The organism is Octadecabacter algicola (assembly GCF_021532625.1).
GTDB lineage: Bacteria > Pseudomonadota > Alphaproteobacteria > Rhodobacterales > Rhodobacteraceae > Octadecabacter > Octadecabacter algicola.
Genome location: NZ_JAKGAR010000001.1, coordinates 34,891 through 59,405, shown reverse-complemented (window position 1 = coordinate 59,405; position 24,515 = coordinate 34,891). Strand labels below are relative to the sequence as shown.

Here is a 24,515-nt window from a genome sequence, read left to right as displayed (position 1 = left end):
TGGCCCACAAAAATTGCCCTACACAGCTTTCAACACAAGGAAGCCCAAACACATGACTCACAAGCAGACCCCGACAGAAACGCCACATCGACATAGTCGGATTGGCGACGCGCTGGCTGTTGCCGCAAGCCTAATTTGGTTGATGCAGGCTTTGGTCATTGCTCGGGTTTTGTCATCGTTGCTTGTCGGAACATCAGTGGCGGTATGGTCGATGGGCGCGGCCCTTTTGGGCCTTGGCCTTATCCGCTCAGCGCTCAACTATATGGCGCAAGTTTACCTTAGTGCCACAGCCGAGGCCGAGATCCAATCGCTCCGCGCTAACCTCATCGCTGTCGAAACCGCAACTGCGACGCCATCTGCCTTTGGCGGCGGCGGAGCCATCGCAGCACTGGCGACCGAAAAACTCGAAGCATTGCGCCCCTATCTTCTTAGGTACAAACCAGCACGTGCGCGGGTGATGGTCGTCCCGATTGTCATCTTGATCATTACGGCTTGGTACAGTTGGGCTGCTGCGATTGTGCTGTTTGCGGCAGGCCCGTTGATCCCGCTGTTCATGGCTTTGATAGGCTGGGCCGCCAAAGAAGCGAGCGCGCGCCAGATGGTCGAAATCGGGTCACTTAACGACCTGTTGGCAGATCGGCTAGCCGCCCTTTCAGACCTGAAATTGATCGGCGCTGGCCCACAGGTAATTGACGGCTTTGGCACCGTTTCCAATTCGCTTCGGGAACGCACAATGGCAGTTTTGCGCGTTGCGTTTCTGTCCTCGACTGTTCTGGAACTTTTCTCGGCGCTTGGTGTTGCCATGATCGCTGTTTGGGTGGGTTTTGCACTTTTGGGGGAACTTTCGTGGGGCAGTTGGGGCCAACCTTTGACGCCTTTTGCAGGAATTTATCTTTTGCTTTTGGCGCCTGATTACTTCCAACCTCTCCGCGAACTGGCGGCGGCATGGCACGACAAATCGGCTGCGGATGCAGTACAGGACGAAATCGAAACGTGGCGCAGCGAGAACCGCCCCGCCCTTCTGGGCACAGGAGCCAGCGCCAAACCTTTGCCGTTCTTAAGGCTATCAGTGCGCAACCTGACAGTTCAGCGTGATGACCGCACGCTTGAATATCCAGATTTCGACATCCATCCCGGTGATAGCATCGCGGTGACCGGACCCAGCGGAGTCGGCAAGACAACCTTGCTTCGGGTGCTTGCGGGTCTTGAACGGCTGGAAACCGGTGACGTGCTTATCAGCGGGTCGACGTTGGACGACACAACCGCAGATGCGTGGCGTTCCTCGCTTGGATGGATGCCCCAAGCGCCGCGTTTCTTGGGGCAATCCCTGCGCCAGAACATCGGATTCGGACAAGTACTGGACAAAGATGTATTGGATGCCACGCGGGTGACTCCGATCATCGCCACCCTTCCCGCCAAAGAAAGCACCCCATTGGGCGAGACAGGCGCAGGACTATCTGGCGGAGAAGCGCGGCGCGTGATGTTGGCCCGCGCATTGCATCAACAACCAAGCATTGTCTTTGCGGATGAACCAACGGCGGATTTGGATGCGGACACCGCGCACGACATTATTGACGGACTTTTGGCCTACGTCGCGCAGGGCGGAACATTGATCGCAGCCACCCATGATTCAAGGTTGGTTTCCAGACTCCAGCGACACATTGACCTGGGGGCAATTGCATGAAAAATCTTTTGAAACTGGCGCTTCTCCTGCTCAACGGTGAAAAGAAGGCTTTCGCGCAGGGCATGGCCTTGTCCCTCACCGTGCTCATAATGGGGATTACACTTCTGTCGCTGTCCGGTTGGTTCATCACTGCGGCGGCGGCGGCGGGTTTGATCGGGTTGGGGACCGTGTTTAACGTCTTTGGCCCCTCCGCCATGGTTCGGTTTCTGGCACTGGGCCGCACAGTGGCCCGTTACGGCGAACGCCTAACCACCCATGACGCGACCCTGCGTGCCTTATCGAACCTTCGCATTCGCCTCTTAAACGGCGTCCTTCACGCCCCTTACCGACATCTGGAACGCCTCCGCGCGAGCGTGTTTTTGAACCGAGTTACCGCTGACATCGACGCACTTGACGGGTTGGCACTCCGGCTGCTGATCCCTGGGATCGCGGGCTTGGCTGTCATCGCATTTACGGCGATCGCCGTTGGGCTGCTTGTCGATCCCGCCATCGCGTTAGTGATCCTAATTGGATACGGGTTTGGACCAACTTTTGTCTTCCTCGTGGGACAGTCGCTGGCACAGCGCCCGTCACGCAGAAACGAAGCAGGGATGCAGGCGCTGCGAAGCCGCGTCATTGACCTAATTACCGTGCGCGAAGAACTGGTCGCTTTTGGTCGGATCCGGCATGCACAAGAGAGCATTGGTATGGCCATCTCTTACCAATCGCTTGGTCAGAACGCTGTTGAAAGGATAGAACGCCAAACCGGTTTCTGTCTTGAGGTGATGGGCTGGAGTGTTGTCGCAGTTTCACTTGCGATTGGTGCATCGCTTACTCAATCGGGTTCTATCAGCGCCGCACAGGCGGCGATTGGCGTGTTTGCCGCGCTCGCACTTTCTGAGGCGGTGGCCCCCGTCCGCCGAGCGTTGGCGGAGATTGGGCAGATGAGGTCCGCCGCAAAGCGCGTCATGCCCCTTCTGGAAAACGCTGATGTTGTACCATCCGAAGAGATGGTCGACGGCACGGATGGCCCCCTTATCGCTGAAGCGCTTGTGGCCACACGAGAGCCATCCGCCCCCCCGTTATTCGCGCCTCTGAGCTTTCGCGTGGGGTCCGGTGAAACCGTTGCATTGACTGGTCGCAGTGGCAGCGGAAAATCCACGATTTTACTGATGGCCGCAGGGCAAATCGCACCGAGCGTTGGCAAACTGTCTTACAGAGGATCAGCCTCTCATCTTGTTCCCAATGCGGCCCTGACACGCAGCGTTGCGATGGTTCCTCAACGCCATGCATTGGTCGCTGGGACAATCGCGGAAAATCTTCGACTGGCCGCCCCTGCTGCGTCGGACGCGGATCTTTGGGCGGCGTTGGACGCTGCGCAGCTTGCGGGTGTGGTCCGCTCCAAAGGTGGCTTGGACAGTCGCCTCGGGTTTCGAGGGCTGGGTTTGTCGGGCGGCGAAGCACGCCGACTTGTTCTTGCCCGCGCGATTTTGCGCAAACCCGCACTTCTTTTGTTGGACGAACCAACAGAAGGGCTTGATCCGCCGCTGGCGAAAACCGTGTTGGAAGGACTGCGTCGGGCCCTACCAAATGCGGCGTTTCTGATCGCCGCACACCGACCAGAAGAAGTGGCATTTGCGGATAAAATTGTACGCGTCACATAGGACGTCGCGGAAATACCGAAATAATCTACATCTGAAATACAAGTTTTTGACACAGATCAAATAATGCAAATCAGAATCGGCATACTTGAAATTTAATCCGCATCCCTGATGCGCATTTAAATCATTCAAGGAGCCTTCTCATGGAGATCGGACTGGTCGAGCTGTCGCGCATGCAATTCGCGTTTACAGCCATGTATCACTTTCTCTTCGTGCCGCTGACGTTAGGTCTGTCGATCCTCGTTGCGATCATGGAAACCGTATATGTCATGACGAACCGCCCCATCTGGCGTCAGATGACTAAATTTTGGGGCACGCTGTTTGGCATCAACTTTGCGATCGGTGTCGCAACCGGCATCACGATGGAATTCCAGTTCGGCATGAACTGGAGCTATTACAGCCACTATGTCGGTGACATCTTCGGGGCGCCCCTCGCCATCGAAGGCTTGATGGCGTTCTTCCTAGAGGCAACCTTTGTGGGATTGTTCTTCTTTGGTTGGGACAAACTCAGCAAGGTCCAGCACATGGTAGTCGCATGGCTTGTTGCTATCGGCTCAAACTTCTCCGCGCTCTGGATTCTGATCGCCAACGGTTGGATGCAAAACCCCGTGGGCGCTGAGTTCAACCCCGAGACCATGCGGATGGAAATGACCTCGTTCTTCGAGGTTCTGTTCAATGAAGTCGCCCAGGCCAAATTCGTGCACACCGTATCGGCGGGTTACGTAACTGCGTCCGTTTTCGTTTTGGGCGTGTCTGCTCTTTACCTTATCCAAAACAAACACAAAGATCTCGCACGCCGTTCGATTGCTGTTTCCTCCGCGTTTGGACTGGCTGCGGCCCTGTCTGTTGTCGTCCTTGGTGATGAATCCGGCTACTCGGCCAGCCACACACAACGCATGAAGCTCGCTGCGATCGAAGCGATGTGGCACACGGAACCGGCCCCTGCATCGTTCACGTTGATCGGGTTTCCGGACCAAGAAGCGCGCGAAACCCACTACGCCGTGCACATTCCTTGGGCCATGGGTTTGATCGGCACACGCAGCCTGACCACTGAAATCCCCGGCATCAACGAGTTGGTTGAAGAATCCGAAGTCAGAATCCGCGACGGCCTTATCGCTTATGACGCGCTGATGACCATTCGCGAACAGCGTGACGCCACACCGCAAGCGGTACGCGACACGTTTGAGGCCCACTCCGAAAACCTCGGCTATTCATATCTGCTTAAACGCTATGTCGACGATCCGCGCGACGCGACAGAAGAGCAAATCCAGATGGCTGCTGACGATACGGTCCCTGGCGTTGCACCGCTGTTCTGGGCGTTCCGTATTATGGTTGGCCTTGGCTTTAGCTTTATCGCTGTGATGGCCTACTTCTTTTATCGGGCTTCTTTCCGGCAAATGCAGTTCCCGCGTTGGTCACTTTATGCAGCAGTTGCCATCATCCCGACCCCGTGGATCGCAGCGGAACTCGGGTGGTTTGTAGCGGAGTTCGGCAGGCAGCCTTGGACAGTGGATGGCGTTCTACCGACCGCGATGAGCGCGTCACACCTCAGCATTGCTGATCTGCTGATCACTTTGGCAGGCTTCCTTATCTTCTATTCGGTCCTCTTCGTGATCGAGATGAGCCTAATGGTGAAATATATCCGCAAAGGCCCATTCCAAGACGTGGACGAAACCAATGAATGGCAGGAACGTCACGAAGCACGCCTTCGTACAGCGATCGACATTCCGACCTCCAACACCAAACCTGCGGAGTAAAACCGATGATCCTTTTTGAATTGATCGAATACGATATCCTTCGTGTGATCTGGTGGGCGCTTTTAGGCGTGTTGCTGATCGGATTTGCTCTGACGGATGGATTTGACATGGGCGTTGGCGCCTTGCTTCCATTCGTCGCCAAAACTGACGTTGAACGCCGCATCGCGATCAACACTGTTGGGCCTGTTTGGGAAGGCAACCAAGTTTGGTTCGTCCTTGGCGGCGGTGCGATCTTTGCCGCATGGCCCCCGCTTTATGCCGTAAGCTTCTCCGGACTGTATCTGGCGATGTTTGTGGTGCTTGCCGCGCTCATCGTGCGCCCTGTGGCATTCAAATACCGCTCCAAACGCGAGGATCCTAAATGGCGCGCGCGTTGGGATTGGGCGCTGTTTGCCGGTGGTGCTGTGCCTGCGCTCCTCTTCGGGGTGGCCGTTGGGAACGTCCTTTTGGGCCTGCCGTTTTACCTGACCGAAGACCTGATGCCGATGTATCCCGGTAACGCCGCGATGAAATTCATTGGCCTCCTGCGCCCCTTCGCGCTGCTTGCTGGCTTGGTTTCGTTTTCCATGTTGCTGATGCACGGTGCGGCATGGCTTTCCTTAAAGTCCGAAGGCGCTGTCGCTGAACGTGCCCGTGCAATCGGCATCAAAGCCGGGTTCGTGGCGGCTGCGGGTTATGCGCTTGCAGGTCTGTGGCTTGCGGTTGGCATTGACGGTTTCGCCTTGGGTGAAGTGGCGGCAAATGGCCCGTCGAACCCGCTCTATTCGGACGTGACCCGTGATGGATCATGGCTGGCCGCCTATGCTATCCGTCCATGGATCGCGATTGCACCGATTGCGGGCTTTGTTGGCATCGCTTTTGCCGTGATGGGGCTGCGGGCTGGTCGCGAAGTCTCAACACTGTTGTGGTCGAAGCTCGGAATTTTCGGGATCATCTCATCCGTTGGGCTGACAATGTTCCCGTTCATCCTGCCGTCCACCATTGATCCAAACAGCTCTCTGACTGTGTGGGATGCATCGTCCTCGCACCAGACACTGTTCATCATGCTGGTGGCCACGGCGATCTTCATGCCGTTGATCCTGATGTACACCGCATGGGTCTACAAAGTGCTTTGGGGCAAAGTCACCGAAGCTGACGTCACCGAAAACTCTCACAGCGTTTACTAAGGAGAAAAACAAAATGTGGTATTTTGCTTGGCTACTCGGGCTGCCCCTCGCCGCTATGTTCGCCGTCTTGAATGCGATCTGGCTAGAGATGCGCACCGACGCTTGCTTCTCGGATGAGGGCGACTGCCCCATGGGTGATCACACCCACTGAACGACCGGGGTTCGTCCCCTCCTCCTCGGTCCGGCGTGGGTTCCCTCTTTAAAGGAGGCCCGCGCCAATACCCGCCCAAATATTACTTATCCCGAAAGGATACTCGAAATGAAGAAACTCCTCCTCGCGGCGTGTTCCGCACTGTCACTTACAGGTCCGGCCCTTGCCCAAGATGCACCAGACGCGCTGGTCACAATCCTGACCGCAGCGGAACCTCAGACACAATTGATGGCAATGGTTCTCGCCATGCAGGCAGCCCAACAAGGCGCTGCGCCTCACATCATGTTGTGCGGCCCTGCTGGTGACATCGCCCTTCAGGACGCCCCCGAAAGCGCCACAGCACCGCAGCCACCGCGCGACATGAGCCCCAAAGGCCTGCTGACCCAAATCGCCGCCCTGCCCGGCGCCAAAGTCGAAGTTTGCGCCATCTACCTTCCCGGCAAAGGCCTGCAGGCAGACTCGTTGATGGACGGAGTCACAGTCGCTCAGCCCCCTGCGATGGCGGCCGCAATGATTGCACCAAACGCACGCATCGCAAGCTACTAAGCCAACCGCCTGCAGCCCTTTGGTCTGCGGGCGCGTCACCGGAGCTTATAATTGGCGGGATGTATCGCTCGTGACAGGCGCACCAGAAAACTTGCTGGATAACCCCCTAAGGCTTCCGGCGACATGTTGCGAATTCCAATAAAGCTTGCTCTCTTTGTAGGGCAAAGGCGTATGGTACTGCACAAACTTTCCGATTTTGTATCGCTCGATTATGGTCAGATCGACGTGCGCCTTTTCCAGATCGCACTTCTGAATATATCTAGCGACCGCCCTCGTCAGTAGACCGGGGCCGGCCTTGCTCCATGTACTGTCGTTGTCGCGCTGAAGAAGCGATCTCTTCGCAGACACTGCGGCCCAAACAATTGCTGGATGCTTTGCGGGCGCCATGACGATGTTGTTTCCGATTTTCCCAAAGGGTTCCAATGTGACGGTGAGCCCGTCGGACTGAGCAAAAAGACTGTCGACATGACAGATCAGCCGATCATCCGAGTCGGCGTAAATACCGCCCTCTAACATCAAAAAACAAAGGCGAAAGAAGTCACTTTGTTCTGTAGGTGAACGGGACAACAAGAATGCCTTTCCCCAACTTGGGCCAAGCCGATCATTTATGAAACGTAGGGCCATATCGCGACTAAAAAGGCGATAGTCACAATGCGGCGCATCTTTCCAAGTTTGCATGATCTCAGAAACATCTTCGGGAGGAGTTTCTGCATCCCAATACTGCACGATATTTCGTGGTATTTGTTGACTTTCACCTGTTTTGGATGCCGTGCGTTTCATCCAGTCAGATATCACCTGAACAGCAGGCGCAATTGTAGTGAAACTCGCCTGATCCAAACCGGCTTCGCTGGCCAATTTAGCGTCAGCAAAGAGCAAACCCTGCAAAGATGGGTTGAAATGTATGTAGTCTTTTTGAGACTGCGAAGACCGCATCTCTTGGATGGCTTGTTCGGCGGCATCTATCTCGTTCAACCCTATCAACACATCAATGTAGATTGCACGAGAGTCGAGCTTCAATTGTGGGTCCGTAATTGCCTCAAGAACCCTGCGTGCCTCTTTGAGATCGTTCATCTCGACAAAGCACAGCGCAATAACAAGTTGGCTTTGGGGTGCAGAGGATTGCAGGCGTTCTTTGGCCTTGGCGACACGATGCGGCTCGCCGGACGCGATCGAGGTCATCACATAGTCCCGAAAGACTGGAACGCTATCAAGGTGATGATCAAAAACCTTATGTAAATACCGTACCGCGACACGTTGTTTTCCTGCTTGTTTCAGCAGTCTGGAAATAAGCAAACATTCTGCAACTGTGCGTGGGGTACCACCGTCGCGCTCCCTTTGACTGAGCGCTCTAGACGCCCCAATGGTCAACGCATCGTATTCGAGTTCGAACTGAGGCCGGCTTTCTGGCGACTGTTTGGATAAAAGCACCTGCCCGATCTCTTTCCAGTTCGACAGCTGGTGCTGAAACGCTTTGGCCAGTATCTGTTTGCTTTCATGAAGGCCTAGGGTTTTGCGTGAAAACAGATCGCCTAGAAAACTGTCGGCTAATACATCCTTGCCGCTGAGGTCGGCGCGCTCGTATACATCCCACAAAAGGCCGCTGGGAATGTTTTCTTGGTGCGCAACAAGCCAATCTGAAATTTCGTCAAACAAATCCTCAGACAACCTCGGCGGTAAACCGGCGAGAATTGTCGCACCCAGTATTGCGCCAAGGTTTATATCAGCTTCATCGCTTTTCGACATCAACACAGGCAGATGGTTTGAAGCAAAGTCTGTCAACGTATCGAAGTCTTGCAACCTGCTTGCCAATCCAATTTTCGCGACAAGCGCACCACGGTGGTTTGGCTGTTCCGCCAGCATCTTGTTTATCAATTTCAGGCTGGCGACTTGATCCCCTGCGACGCGGTGTGACGTTGCTAGCGTGTGCATAATAGTGATGTCGCGTGGGTTGCGTTTCAACAACGCAACCAAAAGAGAAATGCCTTCTTCGTGGCGCCTAAGGCCCCGAAAAGATATGGCTTTTTTGATTTGAATGGTCAGGTCGTTTGGAAGTGCGGCTTCGGCTGCATTGGCATGGCATAGGGCGTCGTCGAATTTGTGCAACGCGATGGCGATCTCGATCTTGGCGAGAAGTGCGCCACGGTGACCTGCCTGTAACGCCAGTATTGTTTCAATCAATTCTAGACTGGTTTCATATTCGCCTGCTTCGCGGTGCGCTGCCACGAGCCCGAACATAATCGCGACATTGCGCGGGCGTCGATTCAACAACGTTTGTAAGTGCGCGATGCCCTCATCGTTGCGCCGCAACTGGCGCAACACGACCGCCTTTCGCAACTGCAGTGGGAGGTTGCCAGGATACTGCTCCAATGCAGAAACAACTTGTTGCAAGGCCCCATCGAAGTTGAGCACCTGTTGCGCTTCGCTCACTGCTTCTAACAGGTCCGCGGCGGTGGGTTTGTTGTTTCTCGTCGTATCAACCATTTAAGGGAACCACGATTGCGTTATCCCTTAAATGGCTGGCCAAAATCTCAACAAACCGCTTTATCACCCAACGTTAAGCGTTTGCATCATCTCAACAAACTCTGCTTCAACCGCATCATCATATGAAGGAATATCAAAACGCTCGCAGATGTGTTTTGGAAGCTGCCGCTTGGCCGAAATGCGTGTGTATTTCAGCTCCGGAATGATCCGCTCGCAGCCATACATATCGACATATTCTTGGTAATTGTCGAAACTTTGCCGCCCAACATAATCAATAAAGGTTTCTGTTGGCGCACCGTTAGCAAGGATGACCTCGTGGTGCTTGGTTTCGATATGGTAGTAAGTAACGCTTTTTGGCAGTTCGCCAGCAGGCACCCATTGAATAGTCGAACCATTCACAAGACACCCCGCGTTTATGACCAAGTCGTCTACGACCAACCCATGATCGGCCGTTACGGTTAAATCACTATGCGGCACTCCGTTCGCCAACGCCCCTTTGTGGATGCGGACAGGTTCAAGTTTAGCAGGCACCTGAGCGGAACCAGGTTGCGCTGTCTGTCTCCCAAGCCAAAGCACATCACATTCCTGACCAGACGCTGTCTGGATTTTCTGCCCGACCTCAAGAGTTTCGACCGGAACTTCGCCGTTCAAACTGCGAATTAGGGTGCCCTCGGCAAAACACAGCAATCCCGGTGTTGCGTCGTCAACTACAATATTGTCATCGCCCGCTGGATCGCGCTGGATCGATTGGCCGTCAGCGGTCAGTGCGACGTCGTCCGTGCCAATTAGATTGGTACCAGGAAAGCTTGGAGAATCTGCGGCCTCATCGCCACCGACGGCATTGCCGTAGTTAAATGCAACATAATCGCCTGACGTGGTGTCGACCATCGCAAGCCCGTCACCGGTATTCGAAAGCGACAATGACCCGCTTGCCACCACAATCGTTGCGCCCGGGTTCGCGGCCTGTGCTGATGCAAGGTCTGCGTTGTTATCTAAAATTAGCAAGACTTCCCCAGCGCCCAATGTGCCACCTGAGAAACTGTGCACCAGTTGGTCTTCCCAAAGCTCCACACCCGCAAGCGATATTGGCGAGCCCGATACATTGATGATCTCGATAAATTCATCCTTCAGCGCGTCGATATCGCCGCTGCCGTCAGTGTCAAATCCGGGAGTTCCGTTTGGGTCAGTTCCGACTTCGTTTATCGCCAGACCGCCATTGATCACATTTGTAGTTGTTGCCACGATACTCTCTCCACTGTGTCTCAAGGGTACGAAATTCAAAGTCAGCCAGACTGACACTCACTTCGTAACAGCAAAAATAGATCAAGTTAACTAATAACGCATGAAGTCATGTTTCATCGACGGCTGGCGATCTAAATGACGTCTCGATGGTCATTTTCTGTGCTAGTCGAACTTCAAACTATGAATGCGCTCAACAGCTTGCCGATGGTAATTTTCCCACCCGCTTTTCTAAAGCCTACCAGCATAGGATAGATCCCCAGACGTCCCTTATACAAACAACATGCCGTCATCGAAGTCGGCGAGATCGGTGCCCTCAAACACGACTTCAACGTTGCCCGATGCAAAGACCACGTCGGTGCCGTCCTGCGTGAATGCAGCTTGTGCTGTTGCTAGGTCGCCGAACTCGAAATCGGTGATGTCGATGCCATCCCAAGCTTCCAGATCAAGCACAACGTCGCTGCCTGCGTCCGTTTGGCGGAACACGAACAGGTCCGAGCCGAACCCGCCGGCCATCACATCATCACCCTCGCCGCCGATGATTTCATCGCTGGCCGCATTGTCCCGCATCCAGTCTTCCAATGCGTCTTCGGTGTTGTTGCGGAACTCGCTGGATTGGGCAAAGCCTTGCACAACTTCCGTGCGTGATGCCCCGTCTTCGAGGTCACCAACCCAGCGCGCCAAGCCACCTTCATCCGCGGCACGGCCAAGCACGTTCTGATACATCAGTTCGACAAAATCAGCGTTGCTCAGGTCTTCACCAAAGCGGTTCTTGAACTCTTGGGAAGCAACAAATCCGTTGGCCGCATCCAGGTAATCCGTCCCCGTTCCCAGGCGTTCAGACCAGTTGAACATGCCGTCCACATTGGGCGCGCGATCCAGCGTGGCCTGATACAGGCGGAACACATCGTCGGTCCAAACCTGCTGGGTATTGCTTTGCCCAAATTGCGCAGCATCCGTTGCGGTGTTGTTCTTGAACTCGTTACTATTGGAGAACCCAAGAACGACTTGCGCCCGCTCCATGCCGCCCTCGAGGTCGCCAACCCACCGGGCCAAACCGGTGTCATCGGCATCGCGACCCAGTACGTTTTGATAGAGCAGATTGACGAAGTCCGCATTGCCCAACGCACCATATGTGTTCTGGAATTCCGTTGAGTTCACAAACCCGTTCGCCGCCTGCAGCAGCGACAGTTCATCAGTGGCCACCCGCGTGGTCCAGTTCTGATGCCCATTCGCATCCGGCTCGCGACCAAGCGTGGCTTGGTACAAACGATACACAGACGCCGCCGTCTCCGCGAAATACGTAACCGGAAGATCGTCACCGAAAATGTAATCGTCTCCGTCGTCGCCGAACAGGATATCTGACTCTGCTTTACCGCGCAGTACGTCGATACCACCAGCGCCAACAAGAACGTTCTGCGCATCATCTCCGACCAAGTAGTTGTCGAGGCCGTCGCCGACAAACGCATTGTCATTAACCAAGTCTTCCAATCCTAGGAAAACGTCTTCTCCAAGGTCGTCAAGGAACTGGAAAGACTCGATATTGCGGAACTGTCCGATGACTTCGCCAGTGGACTCAACGAATATCTCATACCAGGCCCCTTCGGTTACCTCGATATCGAACACGGCGAGGAAAGCGTCAGCTGTGATGTCGTTTAGGGTTTCGATGCTTGATACTTCGACTCCGTTGACCAGTTCTGTGACTGTAACGTCGTAATACCCGTTGTCGAATTTCAGTCGATCTTCGCCGTCTTTGCCATCAATCTCGAAGTAGTCCACCAGCGATTTAAGATCGAAACGGTTTTCTTCGGCGTCACCTGTGACAATCAGTTGGCCGCCGCCATAGAAATTGAGATCAGCGTCTGAGAAATTCGCGAAATCAAATTCTTGGACCACGACGGCATTTTCTTCGGAGAAATCCCCCTCTGGGCTGACGTATTCATACTGGCCGTCGACATAATTGTAATATCCGTAGGCGGCATCTGGGTCGACCAATGCCTCGAACGTACCTTCTTCGAAGTTGAGAGTGTAAATGCCATAGATTCCAGATACGAAATCAAACTCGTTACTCTCAAAGTCACCGTCCAATGAGGTCCCACCGTCAATAAAGACTTCAGGAAGCTCGAAATTGTCGAATTCGCCACCATAGAATGCATATTCTGGATAGACTTCTAGCTCGTCTCTACCGGCGCCAAGATCAATATTAAATTGGTTAGCGTCGAAGGACAAAATGGCGTCGAGATCAATGTTACGGTCGTCTTCATCTGTCCCTACCACTTCTATGGTTTCAAAGAAGAGGTCATCCTCGGTTTCTGGGTTCCCTGTAATGCTGATCAGTTCGGTGCCGTCAGCGCCTGTGACCGACAATTCTGTCAGCCCAAATTCTGCGATATCGCCGAGGTCGAGAGGATCTTCACCCCTATTCGTGGCATCCGAAAGAATGTCGATGAAGTTTCCAAGGCTATCAAAATCGAATGCGCCAGCGGCTGCAAATTCCATCCCCGCGAGGTTGAGTGATACATTAGATGAACCGAGCGACAGTTGCGCAACTTGCGCACCGCCGTCGCTTATCGTCGCAGACGACAATGCAAAAGTTTCCAAGACACTGATTAGGGAATTGAATTCAGCTTGGGTAAAGTCTGCTGGATCGGTCAGCGTCAAATTTCCAACAGCAATAATCAGATCAAACATGCCCTGAAAGCTATTGGGGATTTGCCCAGTCAGGTCGATCCTTTGATCACCAGAAATGAGCGAAAACTCTGTTCCGGTCCCTTGGATTTCCAGAATATTGGTCCCGCCGCTGATGAAATCAATCGATGTAAAGCTACCGGATGCGATGCCGGCTTCCAGATCTGCGGCGAAGTCTTCTAGTGAGCTAATATTGCTAAGGTTAAGACCAGAAATTGAGAGCGCATTCTGTGCATCGCCCCAAACGACTTTTGAACTGGAAATTGTTGTCGGTGCTTCGTTAAGGGCGGCAGAAATAGTGTCACCGAAAACTTCAAGCGCGTCTGCATGATCGAAACTTAAGTTTTCGATCAGAGCCGCGTCATATAGGCTGTCAAAAACACTTGTTTCACCATCATCCTCAATAAAAGTAAGTACCGAAAAAACACCGTCCAACATAATTGTATCCCTTAAAAGCAAGTATTCTCAATTTTTTATCAAAGTTATACTATCAATGGTTCGAACTCGAGCAAGGCGGAAAGTTCTGAATAGATGGGTGAAATAACTATTCGCGTTTTTCTTGCAGGATTGTTTCTGTTTTCGGGTCTTTACCCAACCGTTGGCTCTGCGCAGCACCCTATTGAGCTTCGGTTGCAAGCAGGATCCGGACCTAGTTTGACACTGCCGGATGCCTTGGAGAGCGCCGCCAATAGCTTTTTCGGCCCAACCCCCGTGGGGGGCGGATTTAACCTAAGCGCAGATGACATATTTGGGGAAACCGATGGCGCGCGCCAAAGCAGCGGGGCATCTTATGCGCTGTCGTTGCAGGCGTCGCAATTGATATGGTCTAGGCCTGATATGGATATAATGTGGGACGCGATGCTATCGGTCGGACAAGCATATTATCGTTTGCCTGAAGGTGCGGGGCCTTTGATCGATCCGATTTCTGTCCGGTTTGATTATGTTACGCTGACCCCACGCCTGTATTCCCAAATCGAAAGGCCGGTTGGCGGATCCGGCGTGTGGGGGGTGCGAAGCGGCGGCGGAGTGGAAGTTTCCCGAACGCGAGTTGCGATCACATCGGCGCTTTTGGATGTGCGAGATACCAGCATTCATGCGACGGGGTTTGTCTTTACGGACGCATATTATGGATGGGACAGTTCCTATAACGGCCAAATTGCATTTGGAGTGCAAGTTACTCAGGATAAGACATTCGCTCTCAACTTGGGGGTCAGCGCGGCATATTGAACGCGTTGAGATGAAAACAAGTTTCTGCAGATAGGGCCGTTCCAGTTTTCCAGTATTTCTTGTAACAGACAATCCAAATCAACTTGGGGCCGCTAAAACCTTCGGACCCACATCAATTTTTTGGAAGGCACCCGAGAATGGCTCCTAAATTTGGCACAAGCGGCCTTCGTGGCCTTGTTACTGAACTGACATCGGAACTTGTCAGTGATTATACCAATGCGTTCCTTTTGGCGTGCGAGACAAATGGCACCGTCCGAGTGGGCTGGGATTTGCGCCCATCCTCACCGGAAATCGCCGACGCTGTTATCACGGCAATCTCGCAGGCTGGTCAAACCGCGATCGTAGACGGCCCTCTTCCGACGCCTGCACTGGCGCTCGCGTCTTTATCCGCGGGACAAGCTGCGATCATGATTACGGGCAGCCACATTCCTGCTGACCGGAACGGGCTGAAGTTCTACACGACGAAGGGCGAAATTTCGAAAGACGACGAAACCTCTATTCTTTCGCATCTGACAGCGCTCGATGGGCCTGCGGTTGAGGCGACGGTTAAGATCGATGGCGGGCAAGACGCGATTGCTGCGTATGTAGCGCGTTATACGTCGGCTTTCGGTACGGCAGCTCTGACAGGTTTGCGGGTCGGTGTTTACCAGCACAGCTCTGTGGCGCGGGACGTGATGGTTGATGTTGTGACTGCATTGGGTGGCACCGCAGTGCCGATCGCGCGGTCGGATGAATTTATCCCGGTCGATACCGAAGCCGTAGATCCAGAAACCAGCAGTTTGTTTGCTGGCTGGTGCGGTGATCATAACCTTGATGTTTTGATCTCAACGGATGGTGACGCTGATCGTCCGATGGTCGTGGATCGCAATAGCAATATCGTTCCAGGGGATGTCTTGGGCGCGATCACATCGAAAATGTTGGGCGCCGACATTCTGTGCACGCCTGTGTCATCCAACACGATGATCAAGCAAATGGACGAATTCGAAACCATCCATCTAACGCGTATCGGGTCACCGTTTGTGATTGCAGCGATGGAAGACTGCCTCGCGGCGGATCCATCGGCAAAGGTAGTTGGCTACGAGGCGAATGGCGGGTTCTTGCTTGGCTTCGAAGCAGTCACACCGTCAGGTCGATTGGCGCCTTTGATGACCCGCGACTGCCTTTTGCCGATTTTGGCGCCGTTGTCGCTTGCGCAGGCGTCTGGAACCACGCTTGATGCGCTGGTTGCTGACCTGCCCGCCCGTTTCACGGCTGCGGATCGATTGACGGGTATCGCTACGGATGCGTCCAAAGCGTTTTTGACAGAGCTGACGGAGAACCGCGCCGCGCGCGCGGCTTTCTTTGCGGGTGTCGGGGCTGAAACCGATGCTGACACAACAGACGGTTTGAGAGTAAGCTTTGAGGGTGGCAATGTTGTCCACCTGAGACCGTCAGGTAACGCCCCTGAATTCCGGTGTTACGTCGAAGCTGACTCAGCCCAACGCGCGCAAAAATTGCTTGGCGTGCATTTGGAAAAACTACGCACAACACTTTAGAAATTAGCACGCAGCCCGATCTTTGATCATCGGGCTGCGTGCTAATTTTGTCGTTTGTGATTACGACAGGTTATAGCCGACACGATCCATCATGCTGAGACTTGTGTTCAAGAAGGTGATCTTCTGACCAGATTTCTCGAAGACGACAGAACTCCCGCTCTGGCTCATGTTCGAAATCGCATCTTCTTTTGTGTCAAACCCAAAGCCGGACAACTGCAAACGGTCCCAAGGTTCGAAATCATAGATAATGTCTGATCCGCCCTCGCCGTTGCGGAATACGAAGACATCGCTGCCCGTACCGGCATTCATCAAATCATCGCCAGCGCCGCCTTCCAAAACGTCGTTCCACTCGACCTTGGCGTCTTGCATCCAGTCATCAAGTTCTGGATCTGTGTTGGCACGGAACTCCGTCGCTTGGGTGAAGCCTAGGACGACTTCGGCGCGCGATAGGCCGTCAGCAAGGTCCCCTGTCCATCGGGCCAAGCCGCGATCATCGGGGGCCCTATCCAGAACGTTTTGATAGAGCTGTGTTACGAATTCCGCGTCAGACAGCTCGCCGTAGTTTTTCTGGAATTCAGCGGAGTTTACAAAGGTGTTCGCGGCTTGCTGCAACGTTACACCGCCGCCAACACCTTCGACCATTTTGTACAGACCATTAAACCATCCTTGAAAGCCCGTGGAATCTGGTTGGCGACCAAGAGTGCCTTCATACAGTCGATAAACTTGGCCAGCCAATTCGACGGTGCTGGTTGAGAAGTCATCGACCGCACCGGATCCTACAACGAGAGTGTTGTCACCGGCGCCAGCCCGCAGAACCGAACTCTCGGTATCATCACCAATCAGGGTTTCACCTGCTGTGACAGCGCCAAATTTGGCGGCAGCCCGAATACCATAAGAGCTCGCCAAGTTAGAAAATTGTGGGGAGCCGGTGAACCCTTGCAAAACTTGCAATCTGCTCAATCCGTCGTCCAAATCTCCAGTCCATCGTGCAAAGCCACGTTCGTCGGGAACATCTTGGCCGAAGATTGCTTTGTATAGAACGGAAACAAATTCATCGTTCGTCGTGTTTTGGTTTACGAATTCTTGGCTGAAGATAAGCCCGCGCGCGACGTCAGATCCGCTGAGAACACCAGTATACAACCGGTCCGTCCAGTTGTTCTGACCGCGTGCATCCGCTTCTCGGCCAAGAATGTTGACGTAGAGCTGTTGAACAAAGTCTTCGATCTCGTTCAGGGACTGGCTGTTCTGATATTCGCCAATGCGGGTTTCAGTTGAGAATTGCGTATCTACGATGTTTTCCCAGCGATAGACGACGGCATGATCTTGGGCTGCGTTCGTGCCGCCTGTGATCAAGTCCAGATAGCCATCGTCATCAATGTCATGTGCGACAGGAGAACCGGCATAATTGTTAAATGCCCGTTCTGCTGACTCCGTATTGGTGATCTGATTGCCCTGTGAATCCAGAACAACAACCTGAGACCCAATGCTAACGAGGATTTCCAAGTTACCATCACCCGTCAGGTCAACGGCGACGGGCTGACGTGCGATTGGAATATCAACGACACCTTCTCCCGTTGCCGGATTGTATGGCATCACCTGAGTTGAAAACAATTCTTGGCCAGATGCCGACCATGCATGGACGTAACCGTCTAGGGTTGCTGCAATGATTTCTGATCCGCCGACGCCGTCCAGATCAGCAACGAGGGTGCCTGCCAAAACGCGCCCTTGGGTGGCCAGCTCGATAACTAAATTACCTTCGGCGTCCCAGACATTCACATGTTGGCCGCGGTCATCTTGGAAATAGTTGCCCGTGCCCTGGATGATTTCTAGGCTGCCGTCGTTGTTAAGATCGGCTGTCGTGGGGCTTGACCACAAGGATTGTTCGTCAAATTGGCCTCTGAACTCAGAATTGGTTGATGTTCCGACTTGGGTGTCCCAGCCGCTCACGGTTTGATGACCGTAGTTGTTTAGGACGTGCAAGATTCCGCCTTGCTCGGGAATGCCGGCGCGTGCGTTCGCAGTAATATCTGCAGGCGCAATAATCTCGAACAAACCGTCCAGATCAAGGTCTGCAACCGCCGGCGATGCACCTGCGGTGTCATGCAGATCGACGCGGTATTCTACAGATCCGTCAGACCCATTCAGAACATATAAGTAGTGATCCCAAGAGGCCACGATAACTTCGCGTTGACCGTCAGCATCGATGTCGAAAACACGCGGTGTGCCATAGGTCCCATCGGGGCGACCGTCTGGTCCACTTGCGGATTCAGGGTCATTTGGATCACTTAGAAGACCGAATGAATCTTCATTTATATGCGACCAAAGAATATTGCCGTCGCTGTCCAGCGCGTAGACGCCGCCCATGTCACCGGGCTGGCCTGCAGGCGCAAATTCGTTCCGATTGTCGGCGCCAACGCCAACAATGATATCAATGCTACCATCGCCATTCACATCCGAGAAAACCGGCGCAGTGGTCACTGAGGTACTGTTGTAGAACAGACCCGTAACTGGGTCGGCACCGGAAATTGCAGGGAATGTTTGGCTCCATTTGACGTCACCGTTGTCCTCAAGAACAATCAGACCACCGGGCAAAATCTCATTGCCGTCATCATCGAGGGATTTCACCGCGCCAACGAAAATCTCGTCCTTGCCATCGTTGTCGATGTCATAGACAGAAGCCGAGGCATTGCGGATAGGGCCAAATTCGAGTTCTTTTGACCAAGTGTTTACCGGAAGATCAACGTTCAGAGTGTAATCCAAAACGACCCCATTGGGCAGGTCTTGGCCCTCATAAGGTGCCCAGTAAACGTTTAAGAAATAGGTAGCGGTTTCTTTGGAATACTGCTCAAAGCTTTCGTCAGCGAATTCTTGGAACCCGTTCCGGATCGGAGTTCCGTCAGCATCATAAAGACGCATGTTCAGGTTCATCGCAGTGCCATCTGGCGTAAACACATCTGTGTTTGTCATGGAAAATTCCATGAGCCCCGGCCCGGATTCAAACTGATACCAGTCAGACCCTATCCCGTCGGTGACGACGGTTTCACCCGCACTTAGCAGTTCAGCTGTCGCGATAGACCCGTTTGTATCAACGCGATTTTCTTCTTCTGGCAAGTCTATGTCGAGAGAGTAGCTCAGCAGAATATTGTCAGGCGCGGGCGTATTTCCACCAAACTGCGATGTGTAAACTTTGATAAAGTAATCGCCTGCGGTCGGTGCCAGATAAGTCAGATCCTCGACCATGCTGGTCGAGAAATTCGACCGCAGTAGGTTACCGTCGCTGTCGTACAATTCCATGTTCAAGTTGCGCAGGTCGTCGCGGAAGTCGTCCGGATCATCAAGGTTTTCGGCAGCCGTCATGGTGACATTTATTGACCCAGACGGGCTGGTGACTTTCCACCAATCGATACCGGTCCCCAAGATCGGGCCAGAGGTCCCTTCGTCGAGGGTCGTTGCGGTTGCCAGCGTATCGTTTCCATCGTCTTCGATATATTCAGGAAGATCGATTGATAGAGTGTAATCCAATTCAGTGTCGGCGGCTGGGTTATCTCCGAGCGGCGCGGCGAACACGCGTAAGAAATAAGTGTCTTCTGTCGAGATCCGACGTTCGAGGATTTCTTCCCCGCTTGGTGACGGTGCGCGTTGGATGCGGACGCCATCGCTGTTGTGCAGCGCCATCTCGAGGTTGAGAGGTTCATCACCAGGCGTCATTGTGATGTTTAGGAAACCAGCTTGAGCGCGAATTTCGTACCAGTCATGACCCAGACCGGACACATCGTATGTTCCCTCAGCGATCAGCTGCGCAGTCTGGATGGTGTCGTTCCGCACCTCTTCTAGACTGTCGGGTGCATAATGTTCTGGAAAGAAAAAGTCGTCCATTCAGAGTTGTCCTTGAAAACTAGTTGCTCATTAGGTTTGCGGTTTCCTGCCCCGACGTAATGGCATTAAAGGGTAGGCAAAATGATGACCGAAATATGGTCAAACAGTTCGTTTTCGATTGTGGGTGCCGTTTGGGTTAAGTCGCACTGTACGCAGCCGACATAAAGCGTCCGCCCATCTGGGCCGGATTTCACCTTATGAACGAGGGGCTTAAGTGCGGCCGCCTTAACGCAAGGGAATAGGCGTTGTCAGGGCCGGTTGCTTTACAAGGAGCGGCCAATACCATACCAAAAACTATGTCTAAGATTGTGTATTTGCACGTAGGGCTGCCTAAGACGGCGTCTTCAACCTTCCAAAATAGCTTGCGGAAGGCGCCTACGGCTTTGGCAGACATGAACATTCGTTATCTTCAGGCCGGCACCGAGGAATTTCATGATTCCGGGCACCATGTCCTGGTGATGGGCCTTCTTGGTGAACGAGGTCGCTACATTTACCCTGGCCTAACCGAAGAGCGGGTCAAAAAAGCGTGGGATGATGCGTTCATCGAAATCGCTGAATGTACAGAAGACTACATTATTATCAGTTCCGAGCTGTTCTCGATGGACCTCCACGAGACCTTGGATTTGGAACGGTTACGGGACTCGTTTTCTGGCTATGAGATCCGGATCGTTCTGGTCTTGCGCGACCCCGTGGATTTTCTGAATTCAGTTTACGCGCAACGTGTGCGTGACGGATATATTGGAACGATCGAAGAGTACGCAGATCAAATCTGGCCTCTTTTGAACTGGAAGACCCTCGTAAACCATTGGCGTTCGGTATTTGGCCCAGCGAATGTCATTACGTTCCGATTTGAACATCTTCAACGCGACCAGCTTGCCGACGACTTTATTCGCAGGATGTTTGGTTGGGACTACGAAGAACCACGCCTTCCGAATGAATCCTCGAACGAAAGCGTCCCTCATTGCGCGATCGAGTTTTTCAGAGAAATTAACGGCTCTAACTTGAGCGAAGAACTGAAAGCAGAATTGCGAAATTCAGTTCATGGGCAGATAACCGCGGAACCAAGTGGATTACCCCGACCAAACTTTGTAACAGAGGAACTTAAGGCCAAGCTTCTCGCGTCTTGTGAGTGGCCCGAGCCTGTTTAGTTCACCTGCGTACGTCTCCAACACATTGATTAAAAACTGGAAAAATAAATGATCAAAGCCACTCTGGGTAGTCCCGATCTCAGCAAGCTCGAGACCTATTTCAAAACCAACATTTCAGGCGACCCAACAAAGGCGACGATTGCAGTGCCATTAACTTGGCCTGATATTAAGAATGCAGAATACGAGGTGATCAAACGTTTCTGTATTGCGGCAGAGAACATCGGTTCAAAGATCATTGTGACCGACAATAACGGTTATCCAGTTTGGGCCAGTGACGACAGCCCCGTTGATGACAGCAGGCCGCTTGGGCGGGACGACGTGGATTTTGTCCTGTCGTTGCATTTTGAAAGCCCGCGTCTCACGGACGTTTATTCTTACTATGCAATCTGGCAACCCGTGAGCTTCTATTTTGATTTCGGATACGAAGCGTCCGTTGAAAAACTGATGACCCACAACGACGCGTTGTCCTGTTCATCCGATATGGCCGATGCACATGTTCGCACCTTGATGGGGTCTGCGCGTCCACAGCCGCCAAAGCCGTTCCCATACTTGTTCCATAGCCCTGCCGAGCCTTACTTCGAGCCAAACATCACGGAAAATTCGCGACTGTTTTATATCGGGATCAATTGGGAACGTCTGGGGAGCACCAAAGGGCGCCACCATGAATTGTTGCGCCTATTGGACGAAGAAGACCTGATCGATATTTATGGCCCGCGTGTGTTTCTTGGGAAACGTCCGTGGGAAGGGTTCGACACGTATCGCGGTGAAATTCCATTTGATGGGACATCCGTTGTGCGCGCGTTGGCTGGGTCCGGTATCTGTCTCGCGATGTCATCGCACCCACACCAAGAAAGTGGCGTGATGTCCAACCGCTTGTTCGAAGGTTTGGCTGCAGGTGCGGCCATGATCGCGAACCCGCACTCGATCGTGGACAAGTATTTCTCGGATGTTGTCTATGAAATTGACGACACCCTCAGCGACGAAGAGATTTTCTTTCAGGTCAAAGGGATCATCGAAGATATTCGCCGGGATCCAGTCGCCGCGAACGAACGCGCGCGGGTCGGTCAGGAACGGATGCGTGAATTCTTCAGCCTCGAAAAATCGCTTCAGGCATTGATCAACCAACACGAAGGCCGCGCGAAAACCTTCGCGAAGGACAATCTGGCAACGGCAAAATCCGAAATCACGGTTGTTTTCCCGTATCGCGGTCACCGCGTGGTAGAAGCCGCCAACGTGATCAAAGATTTGGCCGAACAGGTCAAAGTCAAACTTCATTTGGTTTTTGTCTGTGATAAGGCCTTCGCCGAAGGGGCTGGCAAACAGCTCGTGGCAGGGCTTGGCAAGCAATTTGCCTCCGCTACGGTCATTACAGATGTGTTTGGAACGAGCTCGATCGAAGCAACAACGGGTCAAGCATTTGCTGCCGCCCTACCCCACATCAAGACAGACCAGTTTGCGTTGGTACGCACAGGTGAGCGGTTCTTTAGCGAACACTTTTCTGGCTTGGCGCGACGTTTGTCAGACAATCCGACAGCGCAGGTTGCCGCATCCGGCAAGCTTGAAGAAACGTTCGAGGGCACAGTTCGCGACCGTTTTGTGACTCGCAAAGTGGCAGGTCTTGGGTTCTCTACTAAAACTGAACAGCTTTTGACGGACGATAATTTTTCAGACACAGGCCGTTTTGTGTTCAAACGTTCAACGCTGGACACGTTGCGCCCTGAGTTTCTCGCGTTGCTGGACGGTTTGGAAGTTGTCGCCCTGTTGATTGGCGCATTGAAAAACGGTGGTTTGCAACAAAATGGCATCGCTAGTTATGTCGCAGTGACGGCAGACTTGGAAACGCACAGGCCGTCAAAGGCCAGCTTTGTTCGGCAACGTCAGTTCCTGCGGGACATGATGAAGTTTGATCCAGAGATGAATACGCTTCGTGACTGTCTGGAACCAATCGGCGCACAGGTTACGAAGTCTGGTGGCGAGGCATCGCTGTATTACCCTCGTATGTTCATCGACGATATCGTCGATCTGCGTAAAGGGAGCGAAGCCCTGAAGTACTTGGGGTCCGGTTTCTCTTATCCGGAGGAAACCGCAATTTGGGTGGACGGTCTCTCTGCGACATTGCGGTTCCGGCTAGGTGATGTCACCGAAAAGGACAAAGATAACCTGAAGCTTTCGATCGGCCTTGCGGGTCGTCCAGCTACGAATTCACAACGTCCGCAGCACTGTACGATTTCGGTCAATGGTGTGACTCTCGGGTATTACGCGTTGAACTCAAGCCCGACCCAAATTCTGGTTACGTTGCCATTGGGCGCACTTGATTCCGACACCATTCGTCTGCGCCTGACCGCCGATCACGCCGAACGGGTTCTTGATGAACATGGTGCGGTACTGGACCCACGCGAACTGAGTATGCTTGTTAGCTCGATTGGTATCATTCGTGCGCAAGACATCGAGATCCCAGAACTGTCCGAGGACATGGACTACGACATGCGTCGGGGTGGATCTGGTTTGCCATTGTTGGTGTCCGGCGGTTATGTCGAACCTGATCTGGTCTGGCTGACGGATGGCCCTGCTAAGTTCAGCTTCGCGGTTCCTGAACTGAAAAGCTCGACCAAACTGTCCCTCTACATGAGCGCTGTCGACTCTGAGGAACAGGGCGATGACATTACTATGACGTGCTCAATTAATGACACGACCACGTCTGAGTTCGTTTTGACCGATAAGGTCGAACGGTACGATATCTTGCTCGATTCAGAAATGGCTGGGTCTGCAGGCGTCTGCCATCTGGAACTTCATCCAAGTCATGCGAAACGCGCACGTGGTAAGAACCGTGTTGTCAGCGCCGGTCTTGAGAAGATGCGTTTGTCCCAAGCGTCATACGTTGAGGTCGATACAGTCTATAAGACCGTCACCAACGAGGACGGCTTGCAGTTCTTGTCAGACGGGTTTTCATCGGCTGAAGATAATTTCACATGGATCGACGGTGATCGGGCTGTGATCGACATTCAGTTCAAGGCAGCGGACGAAGAACTCGAACTTGTCTTGGCGATGTCTGGCCGCGATCTCTCTTCGGGCGATGCGCACCAAGTGGTCGTTACGGTCAATGGTGAAAAACTGGAAACTCACGAACTGACAACGAGCATCGAGGAGTTGGTAACGCGTCTTCCTGCGTCTGTATTCTCGGATGAATCCGAGGACATATCCGTTGAGATCAGTTTGAAAGAGATGCCTGAAATGGTGTTTGGTGCGGATAAAACGGATATCCTCGACAGTCGCCGATTGGGTGCAAATATTTCCAGTTTTGCAATTCGGACAGCATCGTCAGACGACGAGTCCTCATAACCAAAGAAGCAGGTTAGCCCCTTTCCGAATGGTTGGGG

Annotated in this window: 14 protein-coding genes; 10 read left to right on the top strand and 4 right to left on the bottom strand. The window is 53.2% G+C overall.

What is annotated here, in order from left to right; all coding sequences use genetic code 11:
- Positions 1-52 precede the first annotated feature (52 nt).
- The 6 genes from L0666_RS00195 to L0666_RS00170 all read left to right on the top strand — a co-directional run bounded on the left by L0666_RS00195 (position 53) and on the right by L0666_RS00170 (position 6,944).
- Positions 53-1,684 (top strand): ABC transporter ATP-binding protein/permease, encoded by a 1,632-nt coding sequence (locus tag L0666_RS00195; protein ID WP_235256920.1) that lies wholly within the window; start codon positions 53-55, stop codon positions 1,682-1,684.
- Positions 1,681-3,327, top strand: a complete 1,647-nt coding sequence (locus L0666_RS00190; protein WP_235256918.1) for an amino acid ABC transporter ATP-binding/permease protein — start codon at positions 1,681-1,683, stop codon at positions 3,325-3,327. The genes L0666_RS00195 and L0666_RS00190 overlap by 4 nt, the downstream gene beginning before the upstream one ends.
- 140 nt (positions 3,328-3,467) lie before the next feature.
- Entirely contained in the window at positions 3,468-5,081 is a 1,614-nt protein-coding gene (locus L0666_RS00185; RefSeq protein WP_235256916.1) for a cytochrome ubiquinol oxidase subunit I, read from the top strand.
- A 5-nt stretch (positions 5,082-5,086) separates the two neighbouring features.
- Entirely contained in the window at positions 5,087-6,247 is a 1,161-nt protein-coding gene (cydB, locus tag L0666_RS00180; RefSeq protein WP_235256914.1) for a cytochrome d ubiquinol oxidase subunit II, read from the top strand.
- 13 nt (positions 6,248-6,260) lie between these two features.
- The gene (gene cydX / locus L0666_RS00175) at positions 6,261-6,398 is read left to right on the top strand and encodes a cytochrome bd-I oxidase subunit CydX (protein ID WP_216037379.1); all 138 of its coding nucleotides are present in this window, start codon (positions 6,261-6,263) and stop codon (positions 6,396-6,398) included.
- 108 nt (positions 6,399-6,506) lie between these two features.
- Positions 6,507-6,944, top strand: a complete 438-nt coding sequence (locus L0666_RS00170; RefSeq protein ID WP_235256912.1) for a hypothetical protein — start codon at positions 6,507-6,509, stop codon at positions 6,942-6,944.
- A gap of 45 nt (positions 6,945-6,989) precedes the next feature.
- Here L0666_RS00170 and L0666_RS00165 read toward each other — a convergent pair whose 3' ends face one another.
- The 3 genes from L0666_RS00165 to L0666_RS00155 form a co-directional block, all read right to left on the bottom strand.
- Positions 6,990-9,425, bottom strand: a complete 2,436-nt coding sequence (locus L0666_RS00165) for a tetratricopeptide repeat protein (RefSeq protein WP_235256910.1) — start codon at positions 9,423-9,425, stop codon at positions 6,990-6,992.
- 63 nt (positions 9,426-9,488) lie between these two features.
- Complete coding sequence (locus tag L0666_RS00160) at positions 9,489-10,667, bottom strand: Hint domain-containing protein (protein ID WP_235256908.1); 1,179 nt, start codon at positions 10,665-10,667, stop codon at positions 9,489-9,491.
- 267 nt (positions 10,668-10,934) lie between these two features.
- On the bottom strand, positions 10,935-13,790 hold the full coding sequence (locus L0666_RS00155) for a DUF4214 domain-containing protein (RefSeq protein ID WP_235256906.1): 2,856 nt from the start codon (positions 13,788-13,790) through the stop codon (positions 10,935-10,937).
- 93 nt (positions 13,791-13,883) lie between these two features.
- On the opposite strand from L0666_RS00155, the gene L0666_RS00150 reads away from it, so the two are divergent.
- Together L0666_RS00150 and L0666_RS00145 are read left to right on the top strand one after the other, a co-directional pair.
- The gene (locus L0666_RS00150) at positions 13,884-14,579 is read left to right on the top strand and encodes a hypothetical protein (protein WP_235256904.1); all 696 of its coding nucleotides are present in this window, start codon (positions 13,884-13,886) and stop codon (positions 14,577-14,579) included.
- 137 nt (positions 14,580-14,716) lie between these two features.
- Positions 14,717-16,114, top strand: coding sequence for a phosphomannomutase (locus L0666_RS00145; protein ID WP_235256902.1), 1,398 nt, complete (start codon positions 14,717-14,719; stop codon positions 16,112-16,114).
- Between the two features lie 60 nt (positions 16,115-16,174).
- Here L0666_RS00145 and L0666_RS00140 read toward each other — a convergent pair whose 3' ends face one another.
- Positions 16,175-19,990, bottom strand: a complete 3,816-nt coding sequence (locus L0666_RS00140; protein ID WP_235256900.1) for a DUF4214 domain-containing protein — start codon at positions 19,988-19,990, stop codon at positions 16,175-16,177.
- 392 nt (positions 19,991-20,382) lie between these two features.
- Here L0666_RS00140 and L0666_RS00135 point away from each other — a divergent pair, with 392 nt between their 5' ends.
- Together L0666_RS00135 and L0666_RS00130 are read left to right on the top strand one after the other, a co-directional pair.
- The gene (locus L0666_RS00135; protein WP_235256898.1) at positions 20,383-21,138 is read left to right on the top strand and encodes a sulfotransferase domain-containing protein; all 756 of its coding nucleotides are present in this window, start codon (positions 20,383-20,385) and stop codon (positions 21,136-21,138) included.
- A gap of 48 nt (positions 21,139-21,186) precedes the next feature.
- Positions 21,187-24,477: a glycosyltransferase family protein gene (locus L0666_RS00130; protein WP_235256896.1), complete on the top strand. Its 3,291-nt coding sequence runs from the start codon at positions 21,187-21,189 to the stop codon at positions 24,475-24,477.
- The last annotated feature ends 38 nt before the right edge of the window (positions 24,478-24,515 follow it).